This window comes from Saccharothrix sp. AJ9571 (genome assembly GCF_021725495.1).
GTDB classification, from domain to species: Bacteria; Actinomycetota; Actinomycetes; order Mycobacteriales; family Pseudonocardiaceae; genus Amycolatopsis; species Amycolatopsis magusensis.
The window spans coordinates 5,530,900-5,555,852 of the sequence record NZ_CP091382.1; the positions used below are offsets into that span (position 1 = coordinate 5,530,900).

Annotated in this window: 24 protein-coding genes and 1 pseudogene; 11 read left to right on the top strand and 14 right to left on the bottom strand. The window is 67.2% G+C overall.

Translation table 11 applies throughout. The annotated features are described in order from the left end of the window. Window positions 1-348 precede the first annotated feature (348 nt). The 7 genes from L3Q67_RS25635 to L3Q67_RS25665 all read right to left on the bottom strand — a co-directional run bounded on the left by L3Q67_RS25635 (window position 349) and on the right by L3Q67_RS25665 (window position 8,413). Window positions 349-531, bottom strand: coding sequence for an antibiotic biosynthesis monooxygenase family protein (locus L3Q67_RS25635; RefSeq protein WP_499184019.1), 183 nt, complete (start codon window positions 529-531; stop codon window positions 349-351). Window positions 532-1,711: 1,180 nt separating this feature from the next. Further along, on the bottom strand, window positions 1,712-3,472 hold the full coding sequence (locus L3Q67_RS25640; protein WP_499184020.1) for a WD40 repeat domain-containing protein: 1,761 nt from the start codon (window positions 3,470-3,472) through the stop codon (window positions 1,712-1,714). 33 nt (window positions 3,473-3,505) lie between these two features. Beyond that, window positions 3,506-4,003, bottom strand: coding sequence for a hypothetical protein (locus tag L3Q67_RS25645; RefSeq protein WP_499184021.1), 498 nt, complete (start codon window positions 4,001-4,003; stop codon window positions 3,506-3,508). Continuing rightward, complete coding sequence (locus tag L3Q67_RS25650; RefSeq protein WP_499184022.1) at window positions 3,963-5,756, bottom strand: serine protease; 1,794 nt, start codon at window positions 5,754-5,756, stop codon at window positions 3,963-3,965. The genes L3Q67_RS25645 and L3Q67_RS25650 overlap by 41 nt, the downstream gene beginning before the upstream one ends. Beyond that, window positions 5,753-6,073, bottom strand: a complete 321-nt coding sequence (locus L3Q67_RS25655) for a CU044_2847 family protein (RefSeq protein ID WP_499184023.1) — start codon at window positions 6,071-6,073, stop codon at window positions 5,753-5,755. Before L3Q67_RS25655 ends, L3Q67_RS25650 begins: the two co-directional genes overlap by 4 nt. A gap of 468 nt (window positions 6,074-6,541) precedes the next feature. Next, on the bottom strand, window positions 6,542-6,664 hold the full coding sequence (locus L3Q67_RS25660) for a hypothetical protein (RefSeq protein WP_499184024.1): 123 nt from the start codon (window positions 6,662-6,664) through the stop codon (window positions 6,542-6,544). 1,149 nt (window positions 6,665-7,813) lie between these two features. Further along, window positions 7,814-8,413 (bottom strand): hypothetical protein, encoded by a 600-nt coding sequence (locus L3Q67_RS25665; protein ID WP_499184025.1) that lies wholly within the window; start codon window positions 8,411-8,413, stop codon window positions 7,814-7,816. A gap of 226 nt (window positions 8,414-8,639) precedes the next feature. Here L3Q67_RS25665 and L3Q67_RS25670 point away from each other — a divergent pair, with 226 nt between their 5' ends. Together L3Q67_RS25670 and L3Q67_RS25675 are read left to right on the top strand one after the other, a co-directional pair. Then, window positions 8,640-9,044 carry a MarR family winged helix-turn-helix transcriptional regulator gene (locus tag L3Q67_RS25670; protein ID WP_499184026.1) on the top strand — a complete coding sequence of 135 codons (405 nt, stop codon included), beginning with the start codon at window positions 8,640-8,642 and terminating at the stop codon, window positions 9,042-9,044. A 650-nt stretch (window positions 9,045-9,694) separates the two neighbouring features. Beyond that, a complete protein-coding gene (locus tag L3Q67_RS25675) occupies window positions 9,695-10,159 on the top strand; it encodes a hypothetical protein (protein ID WP_499184027.1) in 465 nt (154 codons plus the stop codon). A gap of 74 nt (window positions 10,160-10,233) precedes the next feature. Here the strand turns inward: L3Q67_RS25675 and L3Q67_RS25680 are convergent, their stop codons facing one another. Continuing rightward, a complete protein-coding gene (locus L3Q67_RS25680; RefSeq protein WP_499184028.1) occupies window positions 10,234-10,632 on the bottom strand; it encodes a PNPOx family protein in 399 nt (132 codons plus the stop codon). Between the two features lie 276 nt (window positions 10,633-10,908). On the opposite strand from L3Q67_RS25680, the gene L3Q67_RS25685 reads away from it, so the two are divergent. Both L3Q67_RS25685 and L3Q67_RS25690 read left to right on the top strand, forming a co-directional pair. Further along, a complete protein-coding gene (locus L3Q67_RS25685; RefSeq protein ID WP_499184029.1) occupies window positions 10,909-11,397 on the top strand; it encodes a hypothetical protein in 489 nt (162 codons plus the stop codon). Next, window positions 11,394-12,602, top strand: coding sequence for a PPE domain-containing protein (locus L3Q67_RS25690; RefSeq protein WP_499184030.1), 1,209 nt, complete (start codon window positions 11,394-11,396; stop codon window positions 12,600-12,602). The genes L3Q67_RS25685 and L3Q67_RS25690 overlap by 4 nt, the downstream gene beginning before the upstream one ends. Before the next feature lie 16 nt (window positions 12,603-12,618). On the opposite strand, the gene L3Q67_RS25695 is transcribed toward L3Q67_RS25690, so the two are convergent. Continuing rightward, window positions 12,619-13,236, bottom strand: a complete 618-nt coding sequence (locus L3Q67_RS25695) for a class I SAM-dependent DNA methyltransferase (RefSeq protein ID WP_499184031.1) — start codon at window positions 13,234-13,236, stop codon at window positions 12,619-12,621. Window positions 13,237-13,583: 347 nt separating this feature from the next. Here L3Q67_RS25695 and L3Q67_RS25700 point away from each other — a divergent pair, with 347 nt between their 5' ends. Beyond that, window positions 13,584-14,057, top strand: a complete 474-nt coding sequence (locus L3Q67_RS25700) for a hypothetical protein (RefSeq protein WP_499184032.1) — start codon at window positions 13,584-13,586, stop codon at window positions 14,055-14,057. A gap of 391 nt (window positions 14,058-14,448) precedes the next feature. Here the strand turns inward: L3Q67_RS25700 and L3Q67_RS25705 are convergent, their stop codons facing one another. After that, window positions 14,449-14,856 (bottom strand): hypothetical protein, encoded by a 408-nt coding sequence (locus tag L3Q67_RS25705; protein ID WP_499184033.1) that lies wholly within the window; start codon window positions 14,854-14,856, stop codon window positions 14,449-14,451. Between the two features lie 608 nt (window positions 14,857-15,464). Here L3Q67_RS25705 and L3Q67_RS25710 point away from each other — a divergent pair. The 3 genes from L3Q67_RS25710 to L3Q67_RS25720 all read left to right on the top strand — a co-directional run bounded on the left by L3Q67_RS25710 (window position 15,465) and on the right by L3Q67_RS25720 (window position 18,129). Continuing rightward, window positions 15,465-15,947, top strand: a complete 483-nt coding sequence (locus tag L3Q67_RS25710) for a hypothetical protein (protein WP_499184034.1) — start codon at window positions 15,465-15,467, stop codon at window positions 15,945-15,947. 27 nt (window positions 15,948-15,974) lie between these two features. Then, a complete protein-coding gene (locus tag L3Q67_RS25715; protein WP_499184035.1) occupies window positions 15,975-17,321 on the top strand; it encodes an NsdA family TPR-like regulatory protein in 1,347 nt (448 codons plus the stop codon). Window positions 17,322-17,553: 232 nt separating this feature from the next. Then, window positions 17,554-18,129 (top strand): HAD family hydrolase, encoded by a 576-nt coding sequence (locus L3Q67_RS25720; RefSeq protein WP_499191639.1) that lies wholly within the window; start codon window positions 17,554-17,556, stop codon window positions 18,127-18,129. A gap of 217 nt (window positions 18,130-18,346) precedes the next feature. On the opposite strand, the gene L3Q67_RS25725 is transcribed toward L3Q67_RS25720, so the two are convergent. From L3Q67_RS25725 to L3Q67_RS25735, 3 genes and pseudogenes are all read right to left on the bottom strand, one after another. Continuing rightward, window positions 18,347-19,198 (bottom strand): hypothetical protein, encoded by an 852-nt coding sequence (locus L3Q67_RS25725; protein WP_499184036.1) that lies wholly within the window; start codon window positions 19,196-19,198, stop codon window positions 18,347-18,349. A 340-nt stretch (window positions 19,199-19,538) separates the two neighbouring features. Further along, window positions 19,539-20,813 (bottom strand): annotated as a pseudogene (locus L3Q67_RS25730) (APC family permease); the annotation flags it as partial. An 8-nt stretch (window positions 20,814-20,821) separates the two neighbouring features. Further along, window positions 20,822-21,460: a potassium channel family protein gene (locus tag L3Q67_RS25735; protein ID WP_499184037.1), complete on the bottom strand. Its 639-nt coding sequence runs from the start codon at window positions 21,458-21,460 to the stop codon at window positions 20,822-20,824. A 186-nt stretch (window positions 21,461-21,646) separates the two neighbouring features. Here L3Q67_RS25735 and L3Q67_RS25740 point away from each other — a divergent pair, with 186 nt between their 5' ends. From L3Q67_RS25740 to L3Q67_RS25750, 3 genes are all read left to right on the top strand, one after another. Then, window positions 21,647-22,273, top strand: coding sequence for a Rossmann-fold NAD(P)-binding domain-containing protein (locus L3Q67_RS25740; RefSeq protein ID WP_499184038.1), 627 nt, complete (start codon window positions 21,647-21,649; stop codon window positions 22,271-22,273). Between the two features lie 91 nt (window positions 22,274-22,364). After that, window positions 22,365-23,669 (top strand): TrkH family potassium uptake protein, encoded by a 1,305-nt coding sequence (locus L3Q67_RS25745; protein WP_499191640.1) that lies wholly within the window; start codon window positions 22,365-22,367, stop codon window positions 23,667-23,669. Continuing rightward, complete coding sequence (locus L3Q67_RS25750) at window positions 23,662-24,336, top strand: potassium channel family protein (protein WP_499184039.1); 675 nt, start codon at window positions 23,662-23,664, stop codon at window positions 24,334-24,336. The genes L3Q67_RS25745 and L3Q67_RS25750 overlap by 8 nt, the downstream gene beginning before the upstream one ends. Here L3Q67_RS25750 and L3Q67_RS25755 read toward each other — a convergent pair. Then, window positions 24,266-24,691 (bottom strand): DUF6247 family protein, encoded by a 426-nt coding sequence (locus tag L3Q67_RS25755; protein WP_499191641.1) that lies wholly within the window; start codon window positions 24,689-24,691, stop codon window positions 24,266-24,268. The genes L3Q67_RS25750 and L3Q67_RS25755 overlap by 71 nt on opposite strands. Window positions 24,692-24,953 lie beyond the last annotated feature (262 nt).

Genomic DNA, 24,953 nt, shown 5'->3' on the forward strand with positions numbered 1-24,953 from the left:
GTGATTCTCCAGCTAGCTGTGACGTCGTGTGAGCGCCTCGGCACGGCCCTTGTGGAGGGCAGCGCGCAGCCGCAACCTTACGGTAGAGATCGACAGCAGGAGCCTCAACCGCACTCTCCGCCGCCGATGGATGCGCTCTGGCACCCGACACAGCCCCACCCGCACCGGCTGAGCACCGTGATGTCGCCGTGCCCGGCTCACCTGCACCCTGGCCCACGCGACTGAAGCCGAAGTCGGCGGTGCGGGCGGGCACGGCGCACCAGCCATGGGCACTCTCAACGCCACGAGCACGCGGTCGAAGGCGGGCAGGCGGAGCAGGGTTTCCAGGACGTTCGTGTGTGGGCACGTTTACTTGCCGGGCTCGGGGTGGTGGTGGGCGGGGTTGACCTGCGCGTACACCTCGAACAGGCCGGGATGTGCCTTGACGCAGGGGACGCGTTGTCCGGCTGGGGTGAAGTTGCGCCAGGTCTGGAGGAACGCCTCGTCTTTGTCCGGTGGCACGGTGAAACTGTTGATGAGGGTGACGGGCATGGTGGTCTTCTCCGGGTGAGGTGGCCGCGAACGGCAGCCGATCGCAGCGGCGCGGTGACGAGTCATCGTCGCGGTGGGCCGGTCAGGGCACGTTGCCGACGACGCGGTCGCGGACGTGGCCGGTCGCGGTCGCGGCCTGAGCTACTCCTGCTCTGCGAGTGATAGCGCATGGCTGAAATAAGTACCTTCCACCAGTAAGCCGCGAGCGCCGCGCTATTCCCACTCTGGGGCTTGACCACCCGAAAGGGGATGAGCCGGAGGTTTGGAGCTTTCCCGTAGCGGGACACCGCAAGGTACGGCCGGATAGGACACGTGGCAGCTGCCGTGCAGGCGGCCAGGCACCTCGCCGGACATCACCACGCCGGTCGTCAACCGAACATACATTCGACGTGACCACGTTTCCCACACGGGTGGCAAGCGCGCATCTTGTCTAGTTGTCCCAGCCGGGATGGTTGTCGAACTGGGCCCGCTATCTCAGGTGGCCGGTTGTCGAACTCGGCAGGATCTTGGTCACCTTTCTGCCGGCTGAACCGTGCCGTGAAGACCAGCAGCTGGTCGAGGTCCTAGGGGAAGGCCCTGCGCTGGTCCTCGCCTACCCGCGGCACCACACCGCCTAGCCCTGGCCAGTGGGACCACACCTGAACAGTCGACATCACAGCCGAAATGCCATCGGTGCATTACTGTAGAGAGCCGGGTGAGGCTGCAGATGCTCGGCGTGGGGCCACATCTTCAGCCTCACCCATCACCACTGGAGCAGCGATTCCGCTTCTTGCATCCGCGGCTACCCCTGTGGGCATCTCAGGGGTGGGTTTTGCTGGTTCTATCCAGAACCCACACGTAGTACCACTTGTCCTCGCGCAAGGCCCGTACCGAGCGCGACTCGGTGCCCGTCGGCCAGCACTCCTCGGCGGCGTCGTGCAGTGTGCCGGTGTTCGACCGCAGCGACTGGGTCAGTTCCTGGTCGATGTCAATCTCAGGCCAGGCGTGGAGCAGGGCGCCGGCGGCGGCGCGCGAGGCTGCCGTGGGTGTCTGCGGTGAGTGTGATGGCGCTCTCCGAGATGGGCCAGGGTGTGCACGCGGACAGCTCGGTGGGGTTGTTCGATCGGCATGCAGCTTGCGCGGCTTGGCATGACGGCCCCGGGCCGGGTCGTGGCGCGACAATCAAGCCTGCCTCTGCGGTTCACCGCTCGATCGCGAGCAGTCCGGCTTCTAGGCCGACGAACAGCCGGGAATTGAGTGCACATAGCACGTGCACGCGGTGGTGGACCGGAATGGATTGCACGAGCCCGCCCGTCCCGGGATCGTAGATCCGCACCGTTCGATCGGTTCCACCGGTGACCAGCCGGATCCGCCCGTCCGGCTCGGTGAGCACGCACATGGTCTGGACGCTGTCGATCGGGACCTTGAGCTCGCGCTCGCGCACGCCGAGTTCGGTGTCCCAGATGGAGATCGACCCGTGCCCGTTGACGGCGAGCAGTGAACGCCCGTGATCGCCGGTGAAGGCGCACAATGAGTTCACCGTCCCGGCGGGCAGTTGCCGCACCACGCCGCCGGTTTCCGCGTCCGAGATGAGGATTCTGCCGTAGAACCCGCTGCTGGCCACGCGTAAGCGGCCGGGGCCCGCGCTGAAGAAGCATACGAACCATTCGGAGCCCCGGCGTAACGTGCGGATGCGGTGGCCGGTAGCTGGGTCCCACAGGTGGACCTTCGCCGGCAGGAGTCCGCTGCTGATGGCCAGCTGCGGCCGGGGCGTGCTCGCGGCGGCCATCCTGCTGATCCCCCGGATGCGCCGGGACAAGGTCTGTTCCACCACGCCGGTGTCGGGCCGCCAGATGTGCACGACCTTGTCGCTCCCGGCGGTGGCCAGCCGGGCTCGGCCATCGGCCCCGGTGAAGCCGGCCAATCCCCGTAGCGGACCGGTGTGCGCTCTCAATTCCCGGATGAGTTCGCCGGTGGCCGGATCGAGTAGCCGGACTTCGCCCTGATGGCCGCTGGTGGCGAGCCAGGCCCGCCCATCCTCTCCGGTTACGGTGGTGGCCAGACGGACCGGGTCGCGGCGGGGCCGGGGACGCGGGCGGTGGGTGATGAGCGGGTCCCACACTCGCACCGTTCCATCGAGGCAGGCGATGGCGAGCCGGGCCCGGCCGTCGGTTCCGTCGAACGCGCAGATCGATCGCACGCCGTCCGTGCCGGTGTCCAGCTCCTGCCGGCGCTCACCGGTCTCGGCATCCCAGGTGCGCAGCCGTCCGTCGATGCCGCCCGTGGCCAGGTCGGCCCGCCCGTCCGGGCGGCGGAAAGCGCAGATAGCACTGACTTTTCCCTGGTGCGCGGCCACGTTCACCCCTGCGGTGTTCGCGATCTTCAGACGGCCGTCCGAGTCGCCGGAGGCCACGCTGAAGCCCGATGGTGCCTCGAGCACGCACAACGCGGTGACCCCACCGGGGTACCCGGCCAGGGCCCGGTCTCGTCCTCCGGTGAGAGGGTCCCAGACGTCCACCGCGCCCGTGTCTGCGCCGGTCACCACCCGCGCCCGCCCGTCTTTTGCGGTGAACGACGTCAGCACGGTGATCGAACCCGAATATCCGGTCAACACCCCGTCCAGCCGCCCGGTGGCCAGGTCCCAGATGCGCACCGCCTTGTTCGGGAGGTCGACGGTGGCGAGTCGGGCACCGCCGTCCTCACCGGTGAACGCGCACAGTGCATGGGTCGGCCCGGCGTGGGTGACAACCCACTCTTGTGCGCCGGTCACGGGATCCCAGACGACGGGCGGCTCCGGCCTTCCGTCGGGCGCGGTGCTGATCGTGACGAGCCGGGTGCGGCCGTCGCTTGCGGTGAAGGCGCACACGGCGGTCAAGGCGGAACCGGCCGCCAGCACCCGGTTCTCCAAACTGCCGGTAGTGGGATCCCAGACGTGGAGCCACCCGTGCTCGCGGTCCCGCATCCTGCTGGGAATGGTATCTATCAAGGCCATGGTCTACCCGCCCAGGCCGCGCTGGATCTCGTAGCCGACGGTGGCCAGCCGGGGCCTGCCGTCATCGCCGTCGAAGGTGCACACTCCGGTGGCCCGGTCGATGCCGCCGTCCAGCACGGCGGTCTCGGAGCGGGGGCGGGTGGCAGCCCAGGCGGCGCGATAGGGCGGCGGTCCGGCACTGTTCGGTTCGGACAGACCGGCGATGCCTTCCATGGCGGCGGTCACGGAGAACAAGGCGGCCCGTTCAGCGGGCCCCGCTCCGACTGCGGCCGGGGTCAGCGATACCAGCAGCGCGCGCTCGCGCCCAGGTGCGGTCCTCGCCTGGTCGGCGGCGGCGAGCAGGCGCACCAGGTCACCGTGGAGCAGAAATCCGTCCGCCAGCAGCAGTTCGTCGATCATGCCCGCGCGGGCGGCGTGCGCGGGCAGCGAAGACAGCACATACGCTTCGGCGGCAGCCCAGTCACGACCCGGTGAGGAAGGCCCGGGTGAGTTCGCGTTCATCGGCGGCACGCTCCTTCCATTCCGCTCTGCGCGCCAGCAGGGAGTCGACCAGCGCCTGGTGGAACAGGCGGAACGTCCGCCCGTCGGCGTCCGTCCCGGATTCGAGAAGGAAGTTCGCCGCAGCGGCGCGGGCGAATCTGGTCAGCCTTTCCGGGCCGATCTTCACCTGGTGCAGCGCCCGGACGGCTGTCGACCACAGCTCGCCGGTGAAGCCGGGCATTTCCGCGAAGGCCAGTGCGGTGAGGGCGGCATCCGGGGACAGCTCGCCGACCGGTGCCAGCCGGTCCAGGTACTCGTGGAAGACCTCGTCCACATCCGGGGTGAAGGTCAGGGCGCCGGGATCGACCGGCTCGGTGTCGTAGAGGCCGTGGCCGCGGGCGACGAGCCCGGCGACGAGGAAGTTGCGCCCAGAGCGTTCGGCGATGCGCCGGGCAACGGGCTCGGCGGCCGTGTCGTCGGCGTAGGGATTGCCGCCCCGTTCGTTGCCGCTGAGCTGCAGAGTCGCCAGCGCGTACGCCTCCAGGTCCGCCAAGGCGAAGTAGTCCGGATCGTCCAGGTCGATCGTGGCCCGTCCCGTGCCGAACGCGCCGAGCAGGTCGCCCAGGTCGTCGCGGTACCGCGACCCGATCACGAGACGAACGGACGGGAGGGTTTCGGCCAGGGGACGGGCGATCATGCGGATGATCACGCGGGCCTGCTGTGGTGATTCCGCCTCGTCCAGCGCATCGATGACCACGTTGAACGGCTTGCCCGCGATGAGCGCCTCAGTCATCACCGCGGGAAAGTCCTGGACCTGTTCGGGTGCGCGCGCTGAGGCGGCTTTGGCGATCTCGGTGGCCACGTCCAGCGCGGATTTGCCCCTGGCGTGCACTGCGCAGGCGACTGAATGTTCGTCGGCGCGCACTGCGTTGTCCTCGGCGGGAAGCTGCGCGCGCACGGCCGGATCCGCAGTGGTGACGATCCGGGCCAGCACGGCCGACTTGCCGACCCCGGGTGAACCGGTCACCACCAGCACCTGCCGGTGATCTTCAGCCTGCCGGAACCACTGCACGATCCGGGACAGTGCCGCCGTGCGACCGCGAAAGCGCCAGCCGCGCTCGCTGTCCACGGCGACCCCGCGAGCACGCGGCCGCCAATGCCGGGAGTTCTCAGGGTCTTCGGCCGGCGTTCGATCCCAGCCCTGAAGCAGGTCACCGGCTTCGTGGAGAGTGATCGCCCGCCCGTTGCCGCCACCCGCCTGCGCGACGACGCCCACGACGGCCTGGTATTCCGTGCTCCACAGGGCAGCCCCGCTGAAACCCCGTTCGACGCGCCCTGGGGACCCGGTGTTCAGTCGCACCCAGCCGTGACCCAGCGCCGAGCCGACTTCACCCCGCGCGCTCTCGCCCAGCGGGTCGCCGCCAGGGAAGCCGAATGCCCACCACGAGTCACCCTCCAATTCCTCCGGCCTGGGGGAGCGCCAGGCCGCTGGCCGAACACCCTTGGGCATCCCGCCAGCGTCGTCCAGGCCGAGCACGGCGAGGTCCTGCTCGGCGGTGCTCCGGCCGAGCACTCGAACTCGGCGTACCGGCCCGTCCGGCACCATGGGAAACCGCACCCACACGGTGTCGTCCTCGCAGACGTGCGAGCAGGTGAGTACGGTTTCACCGTCGACGACCACTCCGCTCCCGATCGGCGTTCGCGCGTCGTCGGCTAGGACGGCCACCACCCACGACCGGTCCCGCGGAAAACGCCATCCCGTCCGCGCGCTCATGGACGGGAAACCGGCTGCTGATTCTTATAGATCAGCGTGACTTCGAAATTGGCTTCGCCCTTGCCCGTGGCGATGAGCCACTTGGTTTCACCGCTGACCTTGACGCCGAACTTCACCTGCAACTCATCCGGCGAGCTCGCGGCGCGCACTTCCGACAGCACCTCCTGCGCCGCCCGCACCGCAGGCCCGACCGCCTCGCGCACCTTGCCGATCGTCTCGCCCAATCGCCCCGCCGGGTGGAAGCCAGGAGGTGGTTCGATCTCGAAGCCCACCCGCGTCCCGTCCTCTAGCACGTAGTCGACGACTTGCCTGTCCACCTGGGCTCCTCCCTGATCAGCCGCAGCCATCCTAGGTCTTATTCCCCGCTCACATCCCACCGGCAGCGCTCAACCTAACGCGTCTCTGAGGGTCTACTGCAGTCACCCGTCTGGCTATTTCCTCACCCGTCGCCCCCTGATAGAACAGGAACCCTTCGGCCGCCAATTGAGCTTCGCGCCCCGCCGTTGCCAGCAACGCACGTCGAAGCGGGAACGGACTCGCCGGCACAGGACCCGGAGCATGTCGCTGGCAAATCGATCGCTGATACGTCAGCATTACTTGACATAGACGCGACCTCGTGAAACATGCAGGACCGGTTGTTCACCACAACCTCACCATGGTGCTGCCCGCGCTGGATCATCCGAGTGACCACCTTCACCTCAACATCCGTTGTGATGGCCAGCTCCCTTGAGGCCGGAACGCCAGCCTGCTTGAACCGCTTCCAGGTTGCCGCCGGTTGCTGGTCTTCACCGCCCACCGCCCATCGCGAACTGTGAGACCGCGCCTGCGGTGAAGGAGTTTGTGGGCGAAAGCTGGCCGATCGCGCCGGTGCCCGCCCCCGCGACGTCGACCGCGCCCGGCGTAGTCATGCCGCACTGCGCAGACGCGTGCTGGCGGACCGACGTCGACCCGGGCCTTGGCCTGGCATCAGCAACCACTGCGCGGAGAGGGGTATGCCGTCTTATCACCCAGAGCGTTACGGCCGTACGCTATGCAGTGCTGAGCAACGATTCGCAATTCGTCACGACGCATCCGCGAGCGGGGCCCCGCCGGTCGGATCCAGGCGCAGCCTCAACACACTCGTGCACTCCGGCGATTGACGACGTTCGGGGCGTCGAGGTACAACGCCTGAACACCGAGACTGCCGGAATTGCCCCGGGCGCGCTCCGGGCCGAACACCTCGTCCAGTCAGAGTCCACGGCCGCCCTCGATGGAAAGAGCAGGCCCCGACGATGATCAGCACTCGGCGCGTCCTGGCGCACTGTCGCACAGTTCGGTTAACGACGGTTCTTCGCGGCAGGGTTTCGTTTCTATAATCACGACCGTCGTCTGCGGCACTGCAACGTTGTGGCGCTTCGCGCCGTGGGTCGTGATCAAGATTGCAGATCTACCGGGAACGGGCTAGACGTGCAGTTAACCCGATGCCTAGGAGGATAGAGGACACTCCAAAGCCTATCAAGACGGGATCCCAGCCGCGTCCCTTCGGTCGTGCCGCCTTGAGTGATTCGTAAGTATCTGCAATCGAATTATCCTCTGCGTCGAATTCACGGTAGCACCAGTCGCCGGGACTCATGATTTCTGGTCCGCAATACACTGGTCCGGTATCGGCATCTTACGGGGCCGCGAGGAATAACAACAAAATTCCAATCGCAGCGGGACCAATACTCAACAGCCACTCTTTCATAGATTGTTTGGCCACGGCTGCTCAGCATACTCGGAAACTAGAGGCGAGCAAGAGTTTGGGAACCGTCGCCCTCGCCCGGATCGCTGGAATCGCGAGCTCTCATCTCTGTGTTGGCTGCGCGAGCCGGATGAGGAGGACACGGACGGCGTTCCGGTGTGCGCTATGACCAAATGACCGTGAGGCCCCGAACATCGTGGTGGCAACGGTGATGCAGTGGGCCGAAGCGCAGACGGCCACCGTCACCTATCTGCTCCACGACCGGCGTAGTGGGCACGGCCGCCAGATTTGCTTACCCCATCCGATCAGATGCAGATGCGACACTCCTGATTGGCATCTACTGCACCCAGCCGAGGAGATTACTCGCCGAGGGTCGAGAAGTGTGCCGCCAGGTGACGAATGTGAAGGAGATGTACTGCTCGCCTGCCGAGGGAACATGTGTGAGCGAGAGTGCGGCGAGGTTGCCTTGGTCGGTGCGCACACACAAGATCGTGCCTGTCCGCAGGGCGTACGCGTTCGGCAGTCCCTTCGACCACGCGTCGGCAGCGACCCGGGAGCACCGTTCGAAGGCCGAGCCCTCCTCGTCATCGGCTACCGCGAAGCGAGGGGCGCCGTGAGTCATGGCGTTGAGTTGGTCTCCGGTGGCGGAAGGACTGAGGTCCACGCCGGGCACGTCCTGGTGCCGCGTCTGCCCGATGTCGAGGTCGACACCCTGCGTGTTCGCCAGGTTGGCGGGTGCTTGTGCAAGAATCGGCGGTTCGTCGGTCTGGGGGTCGAAGATCCGGATGCCGAACATAACAAGCGCCACGAGGATGACAATACCAAATTCGATGGTGCGGCCACGATCAGCGAAGAAATTCCTGCCATTACTGAATTTTTTGAGTTCGTAGCTGCCTACCATGAACACCGCGGCCAGTGCCGCAAACAGACCCACCATCAGCCTGCTACGGGCGACCCCCGAATCGGTGGTGACCGTCTGCGAATCGGCCGTTACACAGAGGGCTACACCACCGCCGTCATCGTCACTCGCGACAGTGAAGCAGGCGATCCGCGACCGCGGCTGGTCCGAGCATCCTGCACCGCGAGTTCTTCGGGGAGTTCTCGACGTGGGCTACGGTCATGCCCCCCGACGACGCCCAAGGCAGCCGGAACGGCAGCCGCCGTTGCACGACGAGCAGGGGCAGCCGGTCGCCTACGCCCACATCCTGGTGACTGAAGCCGTCGGCACCCGCGCCCGCGGCGGCGAGGTCACCATCGGCGCCGCAGGCGCCGAACTCGATGTCGATGAGTCCACCGCGAGCCGGTTCGTCACTGCCGCGCACGCCGCCGGCTACCTCGACCGGGCACGCAGCATTGCCGACGCGCGTCGCAAAGTTCTGGTTTTGACTCCGGCCGGTGAGCGACTGCGCGAGCGGGCCGCCGCCGCGCGCCGCCGAATCCTTTCCGCTCTGCTGCACGGCTGGTCTTCGGGTGATCGGGACGTCCTGGCCGGGCTGGTGAGCCGGTTCGCCGCCGACCTGCCCGCTCGACACCGGCGGCGCTTGGCCCCGGCATCGGGACACCGATGATGTCGCCCGGCCGCGACCGAGGACCGCAGCACGGAGCGAGTGCCCCAGGGCGTGTCAGGCTGGCAGGGTGTCGCCGGAATGTTGCGGTCGCGACTGTGTTCGGACGGCTGTCCTTTCCGCTGCACTGCGCTCCCAGCGCAGGGTAGGCCGAACATCGGCTGAGCCACGGACCTTCGCCGAAGACTCGCCCGGCGTGGCATCGGGCAGCGAGGTGTCGGTCCAGCGGCGTTGTGCAATATTCGTGCCTTCCTGGGTAACGATTACCTCTGGTGTGGGATCGCTTCGTCAGGATGTCGCGCATGGTTGACAGTGCGCTCCGGGTGCAACGCAACACTGTGGCGGGAACTTGTCCAGCACAGGTTTCCGCACTTGGCACCGCACCTGTCGCGCCGCCAAGTCCTAGTCGGCGCCCCGGATACCGCGCGTTCAGGCGAGAGGCCATGGAATTTCTCGGCGAGCATGCGCTTTCGGCTCCGTGCCACAACGCACGGAGCCCGGTGAATCGGATAGGCGTCGAGGACGGTCCGACGGTGCGACCCCTGCGCACCGTCCGAAGTCCGAGCAAGTTGCCTCATGTCGGTCAGCGTGAACACCGTTTTTCCACTGCATCAGGAAGGTTCGCTCCCTTGCGTAACTCCGCCGTAGTACTGATGTCCGTGCTCGCCGTTGCCGCCCTTCTCAGCGGGTGCGGCAGCAGCGACCGTCCTGGTCTTGACGACGGCAGCGAGCTCGGCGATCTGGGCACCACCAACGACGAGAACGGCGCCCGCGAAGCCGCCCGTGCCTACCTCGACGCCTGGGTCTCCGGCAACGCCTCCATCGCCTGCGGTCTGCTCACCCCTGCCAAAGCCCGCGGGATCGGCATGCAATTCGGGGACGGCACCTGCCAGGCCGCTGTCACCAACCTGCGCAACCGCATGAGCGAATCACTGCGCGAGACCTACGAGAACGCGCAGATCACCGAGGTCGAGCTGTACACCGTCGACGACAAGCCCAGCGCCACCGTGCAGCTCTCCGCCGAACTCGAAGGGCCGCTCAACGGCAAGGACAGCTTCCGCTTCCTCTACCAGGCCGGGCGCTGGCAGACCGTCGAAGAGCCCGAAGCCAACCGCTAACCGCTGGCCGCCTGGTGCGCGAATATCGCCCCGACGCCTTGGTTACGTGAGAACTCGGTCTTGTTCGTGCGGGCCTAGAAGGGATTTTGTTTCACGTCAGGCGGTGGGCCCGGCCGGCCATCGATGGCCGGCGGGGTCGCCGATTGGGTTCCCGCAGCGATAATGATGATGTCGCCTTGGTGTTGGGCGTGGCCGACCACGGTGACTGTCCACAGTGGCCCGGTGTCCGACAGTTCGTCTGCGTGCACGGCGATGACCTGTCCGGTGAGGTCGGGTAGCCAGGGTTGTTCGGTGGTGGGGATGAGGATGCGGGTGGCGATCGCGGTGAACCGGGCCGGGCAGACCGCGGGGAGTGCGTGGTGGGTGTAGACCAGTCTGCCGACGGCTGTGCGGTGCAGTAGTTGCCAGCATTGCCGACTGGTCAGCGGTTGTCCGGTCTGATCAGTGACGGCGGGCTCGGGCGGGGGTGACACGCCGCTCCACCCCGTCCATCATCAGTGCTACCACCATCAAGATCAACGGCAAGCTCAGTGCGAACCACATGTGTGGACCATTACCCCGCCCTCGTGACGCGAAAACCTGGAGCCAATGATCCCGGACCTGATCGACCTCGTCCGCCGGGGCGAGGCGGTGGCTGGCGCTCGGCGATCTTGTGGATGCCGGGTCGGGGCGATCAGGTGTGCAGGGATCGTGCCTGCGTGTGCAGCAAAGGTGCCATCCCAGGTAGCTGAGATGTGAAGATGGTGGTTATGGCAAGGGTGCGGACCAGAGAAGATGCCGAGCTGGGGCGCGATCAAGCTCGGGTCGAGCGCGACCGCGAGAAGCGCGAGCGCGACAACCGGGCGCGGGCTGCTGATGTGGAACGCCCGAGCGGAGCGGGCGAAGCTGGGGTCGTGCCGTCGTATTCCGACGTGCTGGCCATGGACTATGACCAGGTGATTGCGGCGGAGACGGCGCTGGCCCGTCACTACGACCACCTGTCGAGTTTCTTGCCTGGTGCTCAGCGGCTCGGGGCGGGGTTGCAGGACGGGTCCAGCCCGGTGACCCGCCCGATGCGGCAGGCATTCGGGTTGCGCGGCGGCGCCGCGCCCGGCGGGGTGCAGGCTTCGCTCCAGGGCTACCTGGCCGAGTTGGCGTCACTGCGGCACACACTCGCCGGGGTCCGGGCCGCTCATGAGCAGCACGACCAGAGCGCGGCCGCCGGCCTGCGCCGCGCGGCAGCGGAACAGCGGACGTGAGCCCCAGCCACGCCCGGCATCCAGGCGACGTCGCGCGGGATCAGTCCGCCCACGAGGGGCAGTCGGCACGGGAGCGCCGCCGCGCGAAGAAGCGGCGGGTCAAGCGGAAACGGGAACGGGAACGGGAACAGAATCTACGCGACGCCGATGTGTTCGCACCGATCAACTGGCGGGTCTACGAGCACTACCAACTGTGGAAGATGATCAAATCCGCAGAACCCGGCGCGGTGGGCTCGGTCGCGCACCACTGGGGTGTTCTCGCTCGCGAACTCAGCCTCGCTACCAGCGACATCCAGGCCACCATGCAGGAATTGATGTTCGCCTGGCAGGGCCCATCCGCGCAGCGTGCCGCCGCGTCGGTGTCCACGCTGACCCAGTGGGCCAGCACAGCCAGCGACCAAGCCCACGGCGTCGGACTCGGCCTGGACAACTACAACTCGGCCATCTCCGAAGCCCAGCGCAAGATCCCGGAACCGGTGCACTACTACGCTGAACGCTGGTTCAAAGACGGGCGCGGAGTCAGCCCGCTCGACGGGCCCGATGGGCTGTACTTCATGAACAACCTGCTCGACGATCATCTACCCAAGAAACAGCAGGCCGCCGACGCCAAGAACGACGCAGTACGGGTGATGACCGAATACGAGGACGCCAGCCGCGACACCCACCGCAGCCTGCCGCAACCGTTCGCCGCGACCCCCGCCATCACCACCGACCCGGCACCCACGCCACCAGCGCCCCCGCCTGAGCCACGGCCCGACGACGCCGCGCCGAACGTTCCGCCGCGCAGGAACGACGCCGACGACGCCGCGGGTGAAAATCTGGATTTCGGCAGCACCCACGCCGCCGCGACCACCACGGCACCCGGCGGCACACCTGGTCCTACAGGCCTCATCGGCGCCGACGGCCTCGCGCGCCCCGGCAGCGGCCCGAACTGGGCACCGGGCGCCAACCCCGTCCTCGGCGCTGGTCCCGGAGCGCTGGCCGGGCAGCCCGGCGGCCCGGCCGCCTTAACCGGGTCGGGCAACATCAGCGCGGCGGCGAGTCCACGCGGTGGCAGCGCCGCCGGCGGCGCGGGCTTCTACCCGCCGCTGGGCGGACAGAACGCCAACCAAGATCAAGACACCGAACACCGGGTGCGGTGGGTCGACGGACTCGACCTCATGGATGACATCGCCCCGGCCTACCCCAGCGTCCTCGGCGAGTAACCCCGCTCAGCGCGCCTCACACCCCCGCCAAACGATCAAGCAGCCGAGCAACCCAGTCACGGTGTCGGAGAGGTGCCCCGCTCCACGCTTTGCCTGGGGACCGCGTCGGTCGCAGGCACTGCGGCTCTGCTGCCGGAGCACGTCGCGCCAGAGCGCAGACGACCAGATCCACCGCGGAGTCGGCCACCGGGAGTTCGTGCAAGTCGCCGAGCAGAAATTTACCCTGCGGCACACGCTCGCGCGCCGTCGAGAGCATGTCGGGTGAGCTGTCCACGCCGACGATCCGATGACCGCGCTCGGCCAGCAGTTGCGCATGACGTCCGGTGCCGCACCCGGCGTCCAGGGCAACGCCCACCGGGAGCGCGTCGACGATCTCCTTGACCAGAGGTTCGTCGAGGTCGAATGCCGCGTTGCCGGGCTGGTCATAGGTCGCCGACCACACCCGGTAACCCTCGACCGTGTCCACCCGATCGACGTCCACGCCTGCGTTCGCCAGCGATTCGTCGTCGAGCAACCTGCGGACTTCCGCGATCCGCGAATCCACGAAATCGCGATCGAGTTCCCCGGTGAACGCGCGCAACAACGCGATGCCCTCGAGTGCGAGCAGGTAAGCCAGCGGATGCTCATGGATCATAGGAGCGAGGTCAACCATGCCCACCTGCACGGCCCACTGATTCTCAGCCTGGTTGCAGACTCGGCCACGCCTCCGGGAGAGACGGCCTGCGACTACCTGAACGGCCTTGTGCGTCGCAGGGAACCCGGTCGCGCGAGCTGGTCGCGGGCGCGCTGACCGCCCATTGGAGGTAGGGCACGGTCGATCGAAAGCCCGACCACCTTCTCCGCCATGAAAGCGGGCTGAAAGTGCTGCCCGCATCCTTGGACGTGGTCCTCGGCAACCCGCCGTTCACCGGGAAGAGGGCATCCTCCTTCGCAGGTACGCGAGGGCGGGCGCGGCGTCATGGCGACGAAAGGGAAGCATCGATGCTGTTCACACGGAGAGTTCTCGCGGGATTGACAGCGATCGTCGCGGTCGTTCTCGGGCTCGGCCTGGCGACCGCTGGCCCCGCCGCGGCTGCGGACGGCGTCTGGAATGCCTACGGGAACACCAACCCGATCACTTCCAGTGCCAGCACCTGGACGTGCGGAACCACGGTGACCGTCGCTGCCTCTGTGGTCGCACAATCATGCATTGTGGTGTCGCCAAAGAGAAAATCCATGCAAGGGGCGGTCATCGTGCGTAACAACAAATCCGTCCTTTTCGAGGCGAACGCATCAGTGTCTCTGTACAGGCCGTCCGGTCACCAAGTGAAAGATACCTGGAAGTGCCCCGATTCCGGAGTGGGAAAGAATTCGTGGTCAGTGTGTTTCGGGGAGACCATCACCTTCCCCGGCTCGACCCGCGCCGAGGGAACTGTGAACTACCTGGAACTACCGGGCTCGCCGATGAGCGGCTGAAATGATGCGGGCCTGAGGTGCCTTGAGCCGATCACGCCGGGTCCGGCGGCTCGGCTGCGGCGAGCACGACGTGCGCTTGACTGGCGGTGAACACCCGCAGCGTGCCCGCAGGAGCCGAACGGCGATCCAGGCGTGGGCTTCCTTACCGGCGATAGCCAAGTCCTGCACGTCGACCGCGACCCGATGCCGGTGTCCACACGCCGTCCGTGGCGGTGGATCCTCACCAGCCGGGCCTGGTGGCCCTGAGCACGGAAGCGTTCGGCCAGCACCTTTTCGGCTTGCAGCTCGGGTTTGAGCTTTCTCGCTCGCTTCAGCATCCGAAGCTGCGAGCCGGGCTCGTGCCGTCATTCCGGGCGCCCGACGATCGCACATCGTCGTGATCGCGGGTTGGTCATGGTTTGGTCGCCACTGCGAGCAGGTGCGGGCTGGCGCCGAGGAGGCTCGGCTCCTGTTCGATGCGGGCGATGGCGCGAAGCGCCGCGTCACGGGCTGCCGGATCGTCGAGGTCGATGTTCATGCTCGCTTGTCCGCACGGGCCTTCCATCGCGAACACCTCGGCGTCCGGGAAACCGCTGCGCCGCACCTCCGCGCGGAGTTCATCGGGGTGGTGGAAGTAGGCGAGGGTGAACCATTCGGGCCGGCCTTCGACGTCGGGGTTGCGGTGGACTCCGGTGCGCAGGTCGTTTTCGACGATCGCCTCGAACGCCTGGTCGGTGATCATCCCGGCGCGCAGCCCGTCGAGCGTGGACGCGAAACGTGAGATCGCGGCGGCGAACAGCCGGCCACCCGGACGGAGCACCCGGTGACTCCCGCCAGCACACCCGCGAGTGGACTTCCGTCGAGGCGGAGGACGGCCTCACCACCGCTCACCCCTCAGCGACCTGTCTCGGTTAACAGTTTCGAATACCCGAGCTACGACGAGCGGACATTTGTTGGGGTGTCGCCTGCGCACGACTACGCGGCGACTCGCCGTTGTCATCGCTCCCGCGCCTCTGGCCGAACCAACCGCCAGCGTTCTGGGGAGAGCACGGCGGCGTTCGCACCCTCTTCGGTGGCCATAGGCGTTCGCGCAAGTCGAGAGCGGCCAGTTACGGTCAGACTCCGTGATGGTGAGCAGATCGACGTGGCTCTTCCATCGGCAGGAGGCGACCAGAACGACCGAAACCAATCGCTCACCGCCGAGGTGGAACGTGAAGCCGTCCTCGACCAACTGACAGAGCATGCAGTCCACTGCACCTGACCACCGTTCTTGATCCCCAGCCGGTTCATCGTGGCCAGTAGGCTCATCGTGATCACCGTGGTCGTCGTTGGGATGGGCAACCGGCCACAGCGAGGCCGGGGCGACCCTCACCCCAGCCCGCGCGTTCATGAGATCGTGATCAGGCACGGCGGGGCAGATGACATTCGATGACATTCGCGAAGGAGCAGGGAAGCGTGGCTCGACACGTGACGATCACCGGCACCCGCTCGATTACCGGCGAGTCTGAGCTTCCCGGTCTGTTCGACGACTATCTCCGGCCGTTCACTTCCCCGGATGCTCACTTCTACCTCGGAGGCGCCGCCGGAATCGACACGGCCGCCCTGAACTGGCTGGCCGACCGCTGTCAGGCGTCGTTGACCGTCGTGGTGCCCTGCGCGGTGGCCGACCAACCGGCAGCGGCTGTAGCGAGCATCCGCCGATGGCAGGACACGGGCCGGCTCGTCGAGGTCGTGGAGTTGGGAGCTGACCGATTGGGCACCGCGGCCTACCACGCTCGTAACCGATGGATGGTCGATCGCAGCGGCTTCGTGATCGGCTTCCCCCGGGGCTCCGAGCCGACCAGCGGCACTTGGTACACCGTGAACTATGCAGCCGAGCAGGGCAAACCGCGCCTGGTCGTGCCCGTGTGACCTCGTTCGGATGGTGTACTGGGCATCGTGACCACGACCGACCGGGCGTCCGGGGCGCTCCTGCTGCGCCAGCTGCGCGAGGGGCGCGGCTGGTCCTGGGCTGACCTGGCCCGAGCGCTGCGGGACATCGCACGCCAGCTCACGGTCGCTTCCTTGATGAACAGGCAGGTCGCCAGCATTCAGCGCACTGTCGCCCGGTGGGAAAGCGTCACCGACCGAACCAGCCCCGGCGACCGCTACCAGTTCCTTCTCGCGCAGCTCTACGCGCGAACCCCAGCCGGTGACCTGGCGATTGGTCCCGGATCCGATTTCGCCACCCTGCTGGACGCGCTTCGTCATCTCGGAACGCCACCTGAGCGGGTACGACAGCTCGTCGAGCTGGTCGGCCACAGCGGACGAAACGACAACGGCGACCTGCTCATGCTGCTGTCGCCTGGGACGCAGTCGACCATCGCCGCGATCCAGCGGGATCCCTCGGAGCTCGACCATGAGGTCGTCCGCCAGCTGCACGAGTCGGTCACGGCGATCAACGGGCTCGTCGGTACGACCCCGTTCGTACGCCTCCAGCTCCAGCTCGCGCCTATCGTCGATTCGTGCCGACGGCTCCTGAAGCTTCACCAGGCCGATTCGCAGCAGGAATTGCTCCTGCTTGCCACGGTTGCGTACTCGCTCGCCGGCCGCTTGGCCTTCGAAACCCGTGACGACGAGGCGGCGATGGCGCTGTACGCCGACGCGACCAGGACGGCCGGGCACCTCGCGGACCGAAGCCGTCGAGCCGCGGTCCAGACGAGCCACACCATGGTGACCTTGCACGCGACCGACGACCTGGAAGCGGCGCGGACGATCGCCCGCGCTGCGACCGTCGACGCTCACCGTGGCTCCAGCTACGCGGTTCGAGCCCGCGCCCACGCCGTGCACGCTGAAATCTGCGCTCGGGCTGGTCAAGCCAACGAGGCGGCTGTTGCCCTGGGGCGAGCGTGGAAGACCGTCGAGCAGCTGACCGTCGACGATCCACACGGCGGGTTCAACGCTGACCGACTGAACGGATTCGATGGCCTGTGCGCCCTCCATGCGGGCGACGCGGGCCACGCACACGACAACCTCGACCGGTCGCTCTCCGCTTTGCGGCTATCGCGAGACGCTGTCCAACGCGGCATCGTCAGCACCGATCTGGCTCTCGCACGGTTGCGCCTCGGCGATCCGGCCGCCTGCGTCGATCTCCTGCACGAGGCCGTCGACATCACCGCGGCCACGGGTGGCCGGGTCGCCGCACAGCGAATTCGGCTAACTCGGCGCAATCTCCGGCCATGGCGAACTGAAGACTTCTTCGCCGAGCTCGATGACCATATCCACGACACCCTGATCGGGCGCTGACCGGGACCACAGGCGATCGATGTTCCCAGCCCGCACAATCGGCGGCTGCGGCGACCGCCCGAGGCCGAACACATTGCGTGTCCGGCATGTGAACACCTTCTGTAACGATGCGTGCATGACCGAGACGCATAGTCAACCCGGCAAGATCGTGGCGAGGTACCGTCCAACCCGTTCGCAGAACGGCCTCCGGAGCATTGGTACCCCACGTCGGGCACCATAGGCGGTGACCGTCATGCAGGGCAGGGAGGATCTTTACGTGGCGAGGATCGAAGCGGTCTTCTTCGACGTGGGCGAGGTATTGGTAGACGAAACCCGCGAGTACGGGACCTGGGCCGACTGGCTCGGAGTTCCGCGCCACACGTTCTCCGCCGTCTTCGGCGCCGTAATCGCTCAGGGTAAGGACTATCGGGAGACTTTCCAGGTCTTCGAACCTGGCTTCGACCTGGCGGTGGAACGCGAGCGACGGGCGGCTGTCGGCCAGCCGGAGACCTTCGCCGAGGAAAACCTGTACAGCGATGTGCGGCCGTGCCTTCGGGAACTTAAGGGTTCCGGCCTTCGGATCGGCCTGGCCGGAAACCAAACCGCACGGGTGGAGAAGATCCCTCTCCGGCGCGTCACGAGTTTGCCGATAATTTATGCGTCCGCATCGGCTTGGTCCGGGGCGCCGCCGGCAACGATCAGTAGGTGCCCGTCTCGGGCGAGGAATGCGGCGAGCGCAGACTTTATGGCGTCTATCGCCGGGGCGGTGAGGAAGCCAGTCCGGAGCGCGGCCGACTCGGCCCGCGCCAACCCGTCACGAAGCCAGTAGTTCAGCCGCGGACCATGCCCGAGCACAGTGTCGACGTAACGCAGAGAATGTCCTCCTGCATCCGGGGCCGGTCGGCCTCAGTCATCGGCATGTCCGGAGCAGCAGTCCGCGTGCACGCAGTCCGGACGCTCGGGACCGCCGAGGCAGTGCAGGCAGGCCTCCAGGACATTCAGCATCTCCGAGGAGGGTGTCTCTATTGCTCTGTGATGTGCCGTGTTCAGCCGTACAAGAATGAGATATCGGCGATGCCGCTGGTGTTGCTGTTGCGCAAATGCCACGGTCGGGGATTCTGTCCTTCGTAGACAATACCCGGAGTATCGTCGCCATCATTGTCCCAGTCGCCGGACAGTTGCCATCCCTTGGTGCCGTAGGTGAAAGTGTTGTCAGCGATCCCCGCGTTATTGCTGTTACGCAGCAGCCAAGTGTTTGCCGGAGAAGTCCAGGTGAACACCCCTGCAGTGTCGTCACCGTCACCATCCCAATCCCCCACTACGGGGTACCTATCGGTGCCGTAGTTGAAGTTGATGTCGGCAGCCCCGGCGGTGTTGCTGTTGCGCAACATCCATGTGTTCACGCTACCTGTGTCGAATCTGACCACGCCTGCGGTGTCGTCGCCATCGCCGTCCCAGTCCCCTGTCACCGGCCAGCCGTAACTGCCGTAGATGAAAGTGACGTCGGCGATTCCGGTGGTATTGCTGTTGCGCAGCATCCACGTACTCGCATTGCCGGTGTCCAGCTTGACTAGGCCGATCGTATCGTCGCCGTCCCCGTCCCAGTCTCCTGCCACCGGCCATCCGCCATTGCCGTAGATTAGCGTAATGTGCGCTACGCCAGTGGTATTGCTGTTACGCAAATAGAACGTGTTCGTCCCGCCGTTGACTCCCGCCACGAACAGTCCTGGCGTATCGATCCCGTCACCGTTCCAGTCCCCGCTGAGCGTCACACCATTGCTGCTGGAGTACTCGGATAATATGGACGTAGGTTCGGCGGAAGCCGGTGGTGCCACCATGGCAGGCAGTCCTGCGGAAACAGCAAACGGCAGTACAAAGTTTCGGATCGTATCTCTCATGTGTCATTCCTTTCGAAACTCGGGCTAAGAGGTATTATTTCGGCCGTTGCCAGAACAATTATGGACGGGGTCGTACACGTGAGCCGAATCGCGACTTCGCGATCGGCGCATCTCCTGTGTCCACGGTTGTCCGCCTCGTATCACTGGGGCGTTCACCTCGAGTGGCAGTCACCTCTGGTGATTCCGGAAGCTGTGAAGGACCCTCTCAGGATATAGGCGGGCGAGGCAGGGCGTTTGAGTTTCAGAGCAAGAGAGCTTGAAGATACCCGCATGGAGCAACACCCGTGCCAGCCGAGACCGCTGCCAGCCTCCCGCCCGCCCTCTGGACACAACGGCCTGTGCGCAGCAAGCGGTTCCAGTGGCGGATCATGCCGCTCTGGCTGATCACGAAGGACATGAACACGCCGACGATGTAGAGCTGGATCAGCCGGGTCACCTCGGCGTCGAAAGCGACCACCAGGACGATGGCGAACCCGGCGAGGAAGAGCACCCCGTTGGAGAACACCAGCCGGTCGCCGCGGGTGTGCAGCTGGCGCGGCAGGTAGCGGTCCTGGGCGAGGATGGAGCCGAGCACGGGAAACCCGTTGAAGGCGGTGTTCGCGGCCAGGACCAGGATGAGGCCGGTGAAGAAGATGACGTACCAGGTCGCCGGCGGGAAACCGGCGAAGACCGCGTCGGCGAGCTGGGCGACCAGCGTTTTCTGCTCGTAGTCCGCGGGCGCGCCGATCAGCTGGTGTGCCGGGTCCTCGGCGACCTGAGCACCGGTGAGCCTGGCCAGCATGATCAATCCGAGGAACATGGTGACGGCGAGCACGCCCATCAGTAGCAGGGTGGTCGCGGCGTTGCGTCCCTTCGGCTTCCGGAACGCGGGCACACCGTTGCTGATCGCTTCCACCCCGGTCAGCGCGGCACTCCCGGAGGAGAAGGCACGCAGGATCAGGAAAGCGAACCCCAGGCCCGCGAGCTCACCGTGCTCCTGCACCAGCTCGAAATCCGCGCTTTCGGCCCGCACCTGCTCGCCGAGCACGAACACCCGCACCAGCGACCAGAAGATCATGACCAGGATACCGAAGACGAAGGCATAGGTCGGAATGGCGAACGCGGTACCGGACTCCCGCACGCCCCGCAGGTTCATCGCGGTGAGCACCACGATGGCGGCGACAGCGAACTCGACCTTGTGCGCACCCACGAACCCCACCACGGAGCCGATGTTCGCCGCGGCGGACGCGATCGACACCGCCACGGTCAGCACGTAGTCCACGAGCAGAGCGCTGCCCACCACCAGGCCCCACCGAGGGCCGTGGTTGGTCGTGGCCACCTCGTAGTCGCCGCCGCCCGAGGTGTAGACGCGGACGTTCTGCCGATAGGAGGCCACGACCGCGGCCATCACCACGGCGACCAGCACCGCGATCCACGGGCTGAACACATACGCCGACGCCCCCGCCACCGACAACACCAGCAGGATCTCTTCCGGGGCATAAGCCACGCTCGACATCGGATCCGAAGCGAACACCGGCAGCGCGATCCGCTTGGGCAGCAACGTGTGCGAGAGCCGGTCGCTGCGGAACGGACGGCCGAGCAGGAGCCGCTTGGTGACCGCCGTGAACTTGGGCATCTGAGGAGTCAGCAATCCGTCCGGTGAGTGGGCTGTGCGCGCAGAAGGACCAGGTGATCCCCCGGCTCCAGCGGCAGCTGCGCCGCGTCCGGGCCCCAGAAGCGGTCGGTGCCGCGGACCACGCCGACCGCCGCTGGGTCGCAGTCGGTGATCGGCTGCCCGACCTGGGACGGCAGCACCAGGCGTTCCTCGACCGTCCAAGGCATAGGCGGCATCCTGGAGTCCCGTTCGCCTTGTCCCGACAGTGCGCGTCCGAGCACAGTGCCGGTCACCTCGGCGGTGGTCATGGCAAAATCGGCCCCGTGGCGGTGAACGTACGCCAGGTGGCTGTCTTCACGGACGGCCGTCACCACCTTCGCGGCCGGACGCACTTCGCGGATCAGCATCGTGATCAGCAGGGCCGCCTGGTCGTCGCCCACCGCGACCACCGCGTGCCCGACCGGCCCGGGCATCGCCGTGGCCAGCACCTGGCGGTCCGTGCCGTCACCCAAAATCGCGCGCACTCCCATGCCGGTGGCTCGTTCGACGGCATCAGGGCAGAGGTCGACGACGGCGATGCCCGCGGACGCGAATCCGCTGCCAAGCAGATATCTGGTGGCGCTGGCACCCACCACGCCGAACCCGACCACCAGCGATTGCTCGCCCATATGCCCCCACCTCCGGCGTGACCGTAGGGCGCGAGGCCTCCTCGCTCGAGGCACCGCCGCAGGTCCTAAGAGGAAATTGACGGCGACGCCGACCTAGGCCGAGCTCACCGCCGGATGATGTTAAGAAAACGTCAACGCGCGCGTCGGACGAGGTCCAGCCATCGGGTGATATGTGAACTTTGGTCCGTGGAAGAGCTCTCGTCGATCACCGCCGTGATCGGCTATGGCCGCACCGGCGCTTTGGCGGTCATGGCCCTGACGACCGAACCAGCCGGGTTGCCTGGCCAGCTGGTCGTGCTGGAGCGGCGCGCCGAACGGCTGGCCGCGGCGGCAGCGGCAGGCGTGCGGGCGATCGCCGGTGACGCGACCGATGCCGCGGTGCTGCGCCGGTCCGGGATACCACGGGCCGCCGCCGTCGTGATCACCTGCATGAACGACGCCACAGCACTGGAACTGACCGGACTCGTCCGCCACCTGACCACGTCGGCGAAGCTCGTGGTCGCCGCGCGGGCACCCAGCCAGGTCGCGGCGTTACGGCGCGCCGGAGCGGACCTGGCCGTAATCGCCACCCGGGTTACCGGCGAACTGGCCGCGCCGGCGGCGACCGGGCTGGACCTCGCCCGTGCCACTCGCCTGCTGCTCTCCGGGGACGAACGCGAACGCCGCCCCGCACCGGACGAGGTCGGCGTGCCGGTGCAGCAGTGCGGCCCTACGGTGGTGGCGGTGCGTCGCGCGGGGGTGCGTCACTGGTGGAACGACCCCGCCGTGAGCACCGTGCGAGCCGACGACATGCTGATCAGCTGGGTGGAGTGAACGTGGTTTACTCACAGCGGACCGCTCCGGTGGCGCCGTGATCAGGAGGCAGCCCCGGCGGGCCTTGTCCAGCATCGGCCATCCGGCACGCATGGTGGTGCTCGGCTTCGGCGCGGCCGTGCTGATCGGCACGGTGCTGCTGATGCTGCCCGCGGCCACCGAAACCGGCCAGTCGACGGGGTTCGTGGCGGCTTTGTTCACCGCCACCTCGGCGGTGTGCGTGACCGGTCTGGTCGTGGTGGACACCGCCACCCACTGGTCCACCTTCGGCGAACTGGTGATCCTGGGGCTGATCCAGGCAGGCGGGCTCGGGATCATGACCCTTGCGTCGTTGCTGGGCCTGCTCGTCGCCCGCCGCATGGGACTGCGGATGCAGCTGACCGCGCAGGCCGAGACCAAGGCGCTCGGCCTGGGCGAGGTGCGCGGCGTCGTGCTCAGGGTCGTGGCCGTGAGCGTGGCGGTCGAGCTGGTCACGGCGATCGTGCTGACCGCCAGATTCGCCTCCGGCCACGACATGTCCTGGAGACGCGCGGTCTACGAGGGCGTCTTCCACGCGATCTCGGCGTTCAATAACGCCGGTTTCGCCCTCTACGCCACCAGTCTCACCCCCTACGCGGTCGATCCGTGGATCACCGTGCCGATCATGATCGCGCTGATCACCGGCGGCCTGGGATTCCCGGTGCTGTTCGAGCTCGGGCGCCGCCTGCGCGGCCGGTTGCGGCGCTGGTCGCTGCACGCGCGGATCACCCTGGCCACCTACGCCGCGCTGACCGTGTTCGGCATCGTGGTGATCACCGCGATCGAATGGTCCAATCCGGACACCCTCGGGCCGATGGGCCTGGGCGACAAGCTGCTCGTCGGGGCGTTCCACGGCGTCAGCCCGCGCACCGCCGGGTTCAACACTCTCGACGTGGCGCAGATGAGCCCGGCGGCGTTGCTGGTCACCGACTTCCTGATGTTCATCGGCGGCGGCAGCGCGGGCACCGCGGGCGGGATCAAGGTGACCACCTTCGCCCTGCTGGCCTTCGTCATCGTCGCCGAGATCCGCGGTGAACCCAGCGTGCACGTGATGGGCAGGCGACTCTCGGCCGAAGTCCAGCGCCAGGCTCTCACCGTCGCCCTGCTCGGCGTGGGCGCGGTCGCCGCGGCGACACTCGGGCTGCTGCTGATCACCGGGCTGCCACTGGACGCGGTGCTCTTCGAGTCCGTGTCCGCGTTCGGCACCGTCGGCCTGTCCACCGGGATCACCGCGTCAATCGAACCCGCCGGGCAACTGCTGCTGGTGGGCTTGATGTTCCTGGGCAGACTGGGACCGATCACCCTGGCCGCCGCGCTGGCGCTGCGCGAACGCGCACGCCGCTACGAACTACCCGAGGAGCGACCCATCGTTGGCTAACAACCATTCCACTCCCCGCCCAGGCCGCGTCGTCGTGATCGGCCTCGGCCGGTTCGGCAGCTCTCTGGCCCGTGAACTGACCGCCCACGGTTCCCAGGTGCTGGGCATCGACTCGCGGGCCGCGCTCGTGCAGCGCTACGCCGACGACCTCACCCACTCCGCGGTCGCCGACACCACCGACGAAACCGCGCTGCGCCAGCTCGGCGTCCCGGACTTTCAGCGTGCCGTGGTGGCCATCGGCACCGAGCTCGAAGCCAGCATCCTGACCACCGCCTTGCTGGTCGACTTCGGGATCCCGCACATCTGGGCCAAGGCGACCAGCCGCCAGCACGGCCGCATCCTCGAGCGGATGGGCGCCCACCAGGTCGTGCTGCCCGAACACGAGATGGGCGAACGCGTCGCGCACCTGGTCACCGGCCGCATGCTGGACTACATCGAGTTCGAGGACGACTACGCCATGGTCAAAACGCTCGCCCCGGCCGGGGCCATCGGCGTCCCACTCGGCGAAAGCCGGCTGCGCACCCACCACGAGGTCACCGTGGTCGCCATCAAACGCCCCGGCCACGACTTCACCTACGCCACCGCCGACACCGTCGTCAAACGCGGTGACGTGCTGATCGTCGCCGGGCGCACCCGCGCAGTCGAAACCTTCGCCGATCTGTCCTGAACCCACGACGCGGTCGATCACCAGGCCGCCTGCCGAGGCAGCGGGATGCGCGGCGCCCGAGGGTCGTGCTGGGAACGCGGGTCGTCCCAGGGCACGGTTCCGGTCGTGGCCAGCCGGTGGCCTGGATCTTGCCGGCGGCGGCGAGCATGGCTTGGCGGGCGTGGGGATCGGCGCGGGTGTGCTCGGCTATCGCGGTCCAGACGCTGAGGCACTCGTGCAGCGCGCTGAGCGTGAGGGTTTCCTGCGCGGTGGCGAGGGCGTCGGTGTAGGCGGCCTGGAAGGCGGAGTCGATGGTCGACTTCCATAGATGGGCGGCGACGCTCTGGTTGACCCTCAGCTCGTCCGGCGCGGGGATGTTCGCGGACTATGCTCAATCCGACCCGGGTGGCCAGCTTCTGCGGATGTGGTTGATGAGTGTGGGCGGCCTCGCGCTGGAGGAACGACCTGGCCTGACCTCGGACTACGCGGCCAGCGGCAGAGGTACGGCACGGCTGAACAGCGTGGCGCTGACGTGTCCCTCGGCGGCCCGGCGAGGGGAGGGTCGAACGTGCCGTGGTCCAAAGACGCCGACACGACGGTCCGTACGGAGTTCACCCCAATGGCCGAACGCGGCTGGT

Bases quoted from the DNA above. Each gene is read 5' to 3' on its own strand.
- L3Q67_RS25635 (WP_499184019.1), bottom strand. From the start codon at position 531: ATGCCCGTCACCCTCATCAACAGTTTCACCGTGCCACCGGACAAAGAC.
- L3Q67_RS25640 (WP_499184020.1), bottom strand. From the start codon at position 3,472: ATGCGGGACCGCGAGCACGGGTGGCTCCACGTCTGGGATCCCACTACC.
- L3Q67_RS25645 (WP_499184021.1), bottom strand. From the start codon at position 4,003: ATGAACGCGAACTCACCCGGGCCTTCCTCACCGGGTCGTGACTGGGCT.
- L3Q67_RS25650 (WP_499184022.1), bottom strand. From the start codon at position 5,756: ATGAGCGCGCGGACGGGATGGCGTTTTCCGCGGGACCGGTCGTGGGTG.
- L3Q67_RS25660 (WP_499184024.1), bottom strand. From the start codon at position 6,664: ATGACTACGCCGGGCGCGGTCGACGTCGCGGGGGCGGGCACCGGCGCG.
- L3Q67_RS25665 (WP_499184025.1), bottom strand. From the start codon at position 8,413: ATGGTGGGTCTGTTTGCGGCACTGGCCGCGGTGTTCATGGTAGGCAGC.
- L3Q67_RS25675 (WP_499184027.1), top strand. From the start codon at position 9,695: ATGTCCGTGCTCGCCGTTGCCGCCCTTCTCAGCGGGTGCGGCAGCAGC.
- L3Q67_RS25685 (WP_499184029.1), top strand. From the start codon at position 10,909: ATGGCAAGGGTGCGGACCAGAGAAGATGCCGAGCTGGGGCGCGATCAA.
- L3Q67_RS25695 (WP_499184031.1), bottom strand. From the start codon at position 13,236: ATGATCCATGAGCATCCGCTGGCTTACCTGCTCGCACTCGAGGGCATC.
- L3Q67_RS25700 (WP_499184032.1), top strand. From the start codon at position 13,584: ATGCTGTTCACACGGAGAGTTCTCGCGGGATTGACAGCGATCGTCGCG.
- L3Q67_RS25710 (WP_499184034.1), top strand. From the start codon at position 15,465: ATGACATTCGCGAAGGAGCAGGGAAGCGTGGCTCGACACGTGACGATC.
- L3Q67_RS25720 (WP_499191639.1), top strand. From the start codon at position 17,554: ATGCAGGGCAGGGAGGATCTTTACGTGGCGAGGATCGAAGCGGTCTTC.
- L3Q67_RS25725 (WP_499184036.1), bottom strand. From the start codon at position 19,198: ATGAGAGATACGATCCGAAACTTTGTACTGCCGTTTGCTGTTTCCGCA.
- L3Q67_RS25735 (WP_499184037.1), bottom strand. From the start codon at position 21,460: ATGGGCGAGCAATCGCTGGTGGTCGGGTTCGGCGTGGTGGGTGCCAGC.
- L3Q67_RS25745 (WP_499191640.1), top strand. From the start codon at position 22,365: ATGGTGGTGCTCGGCTTCGGCGCGGCCGTGCTGATCGGCACGGTGCTG.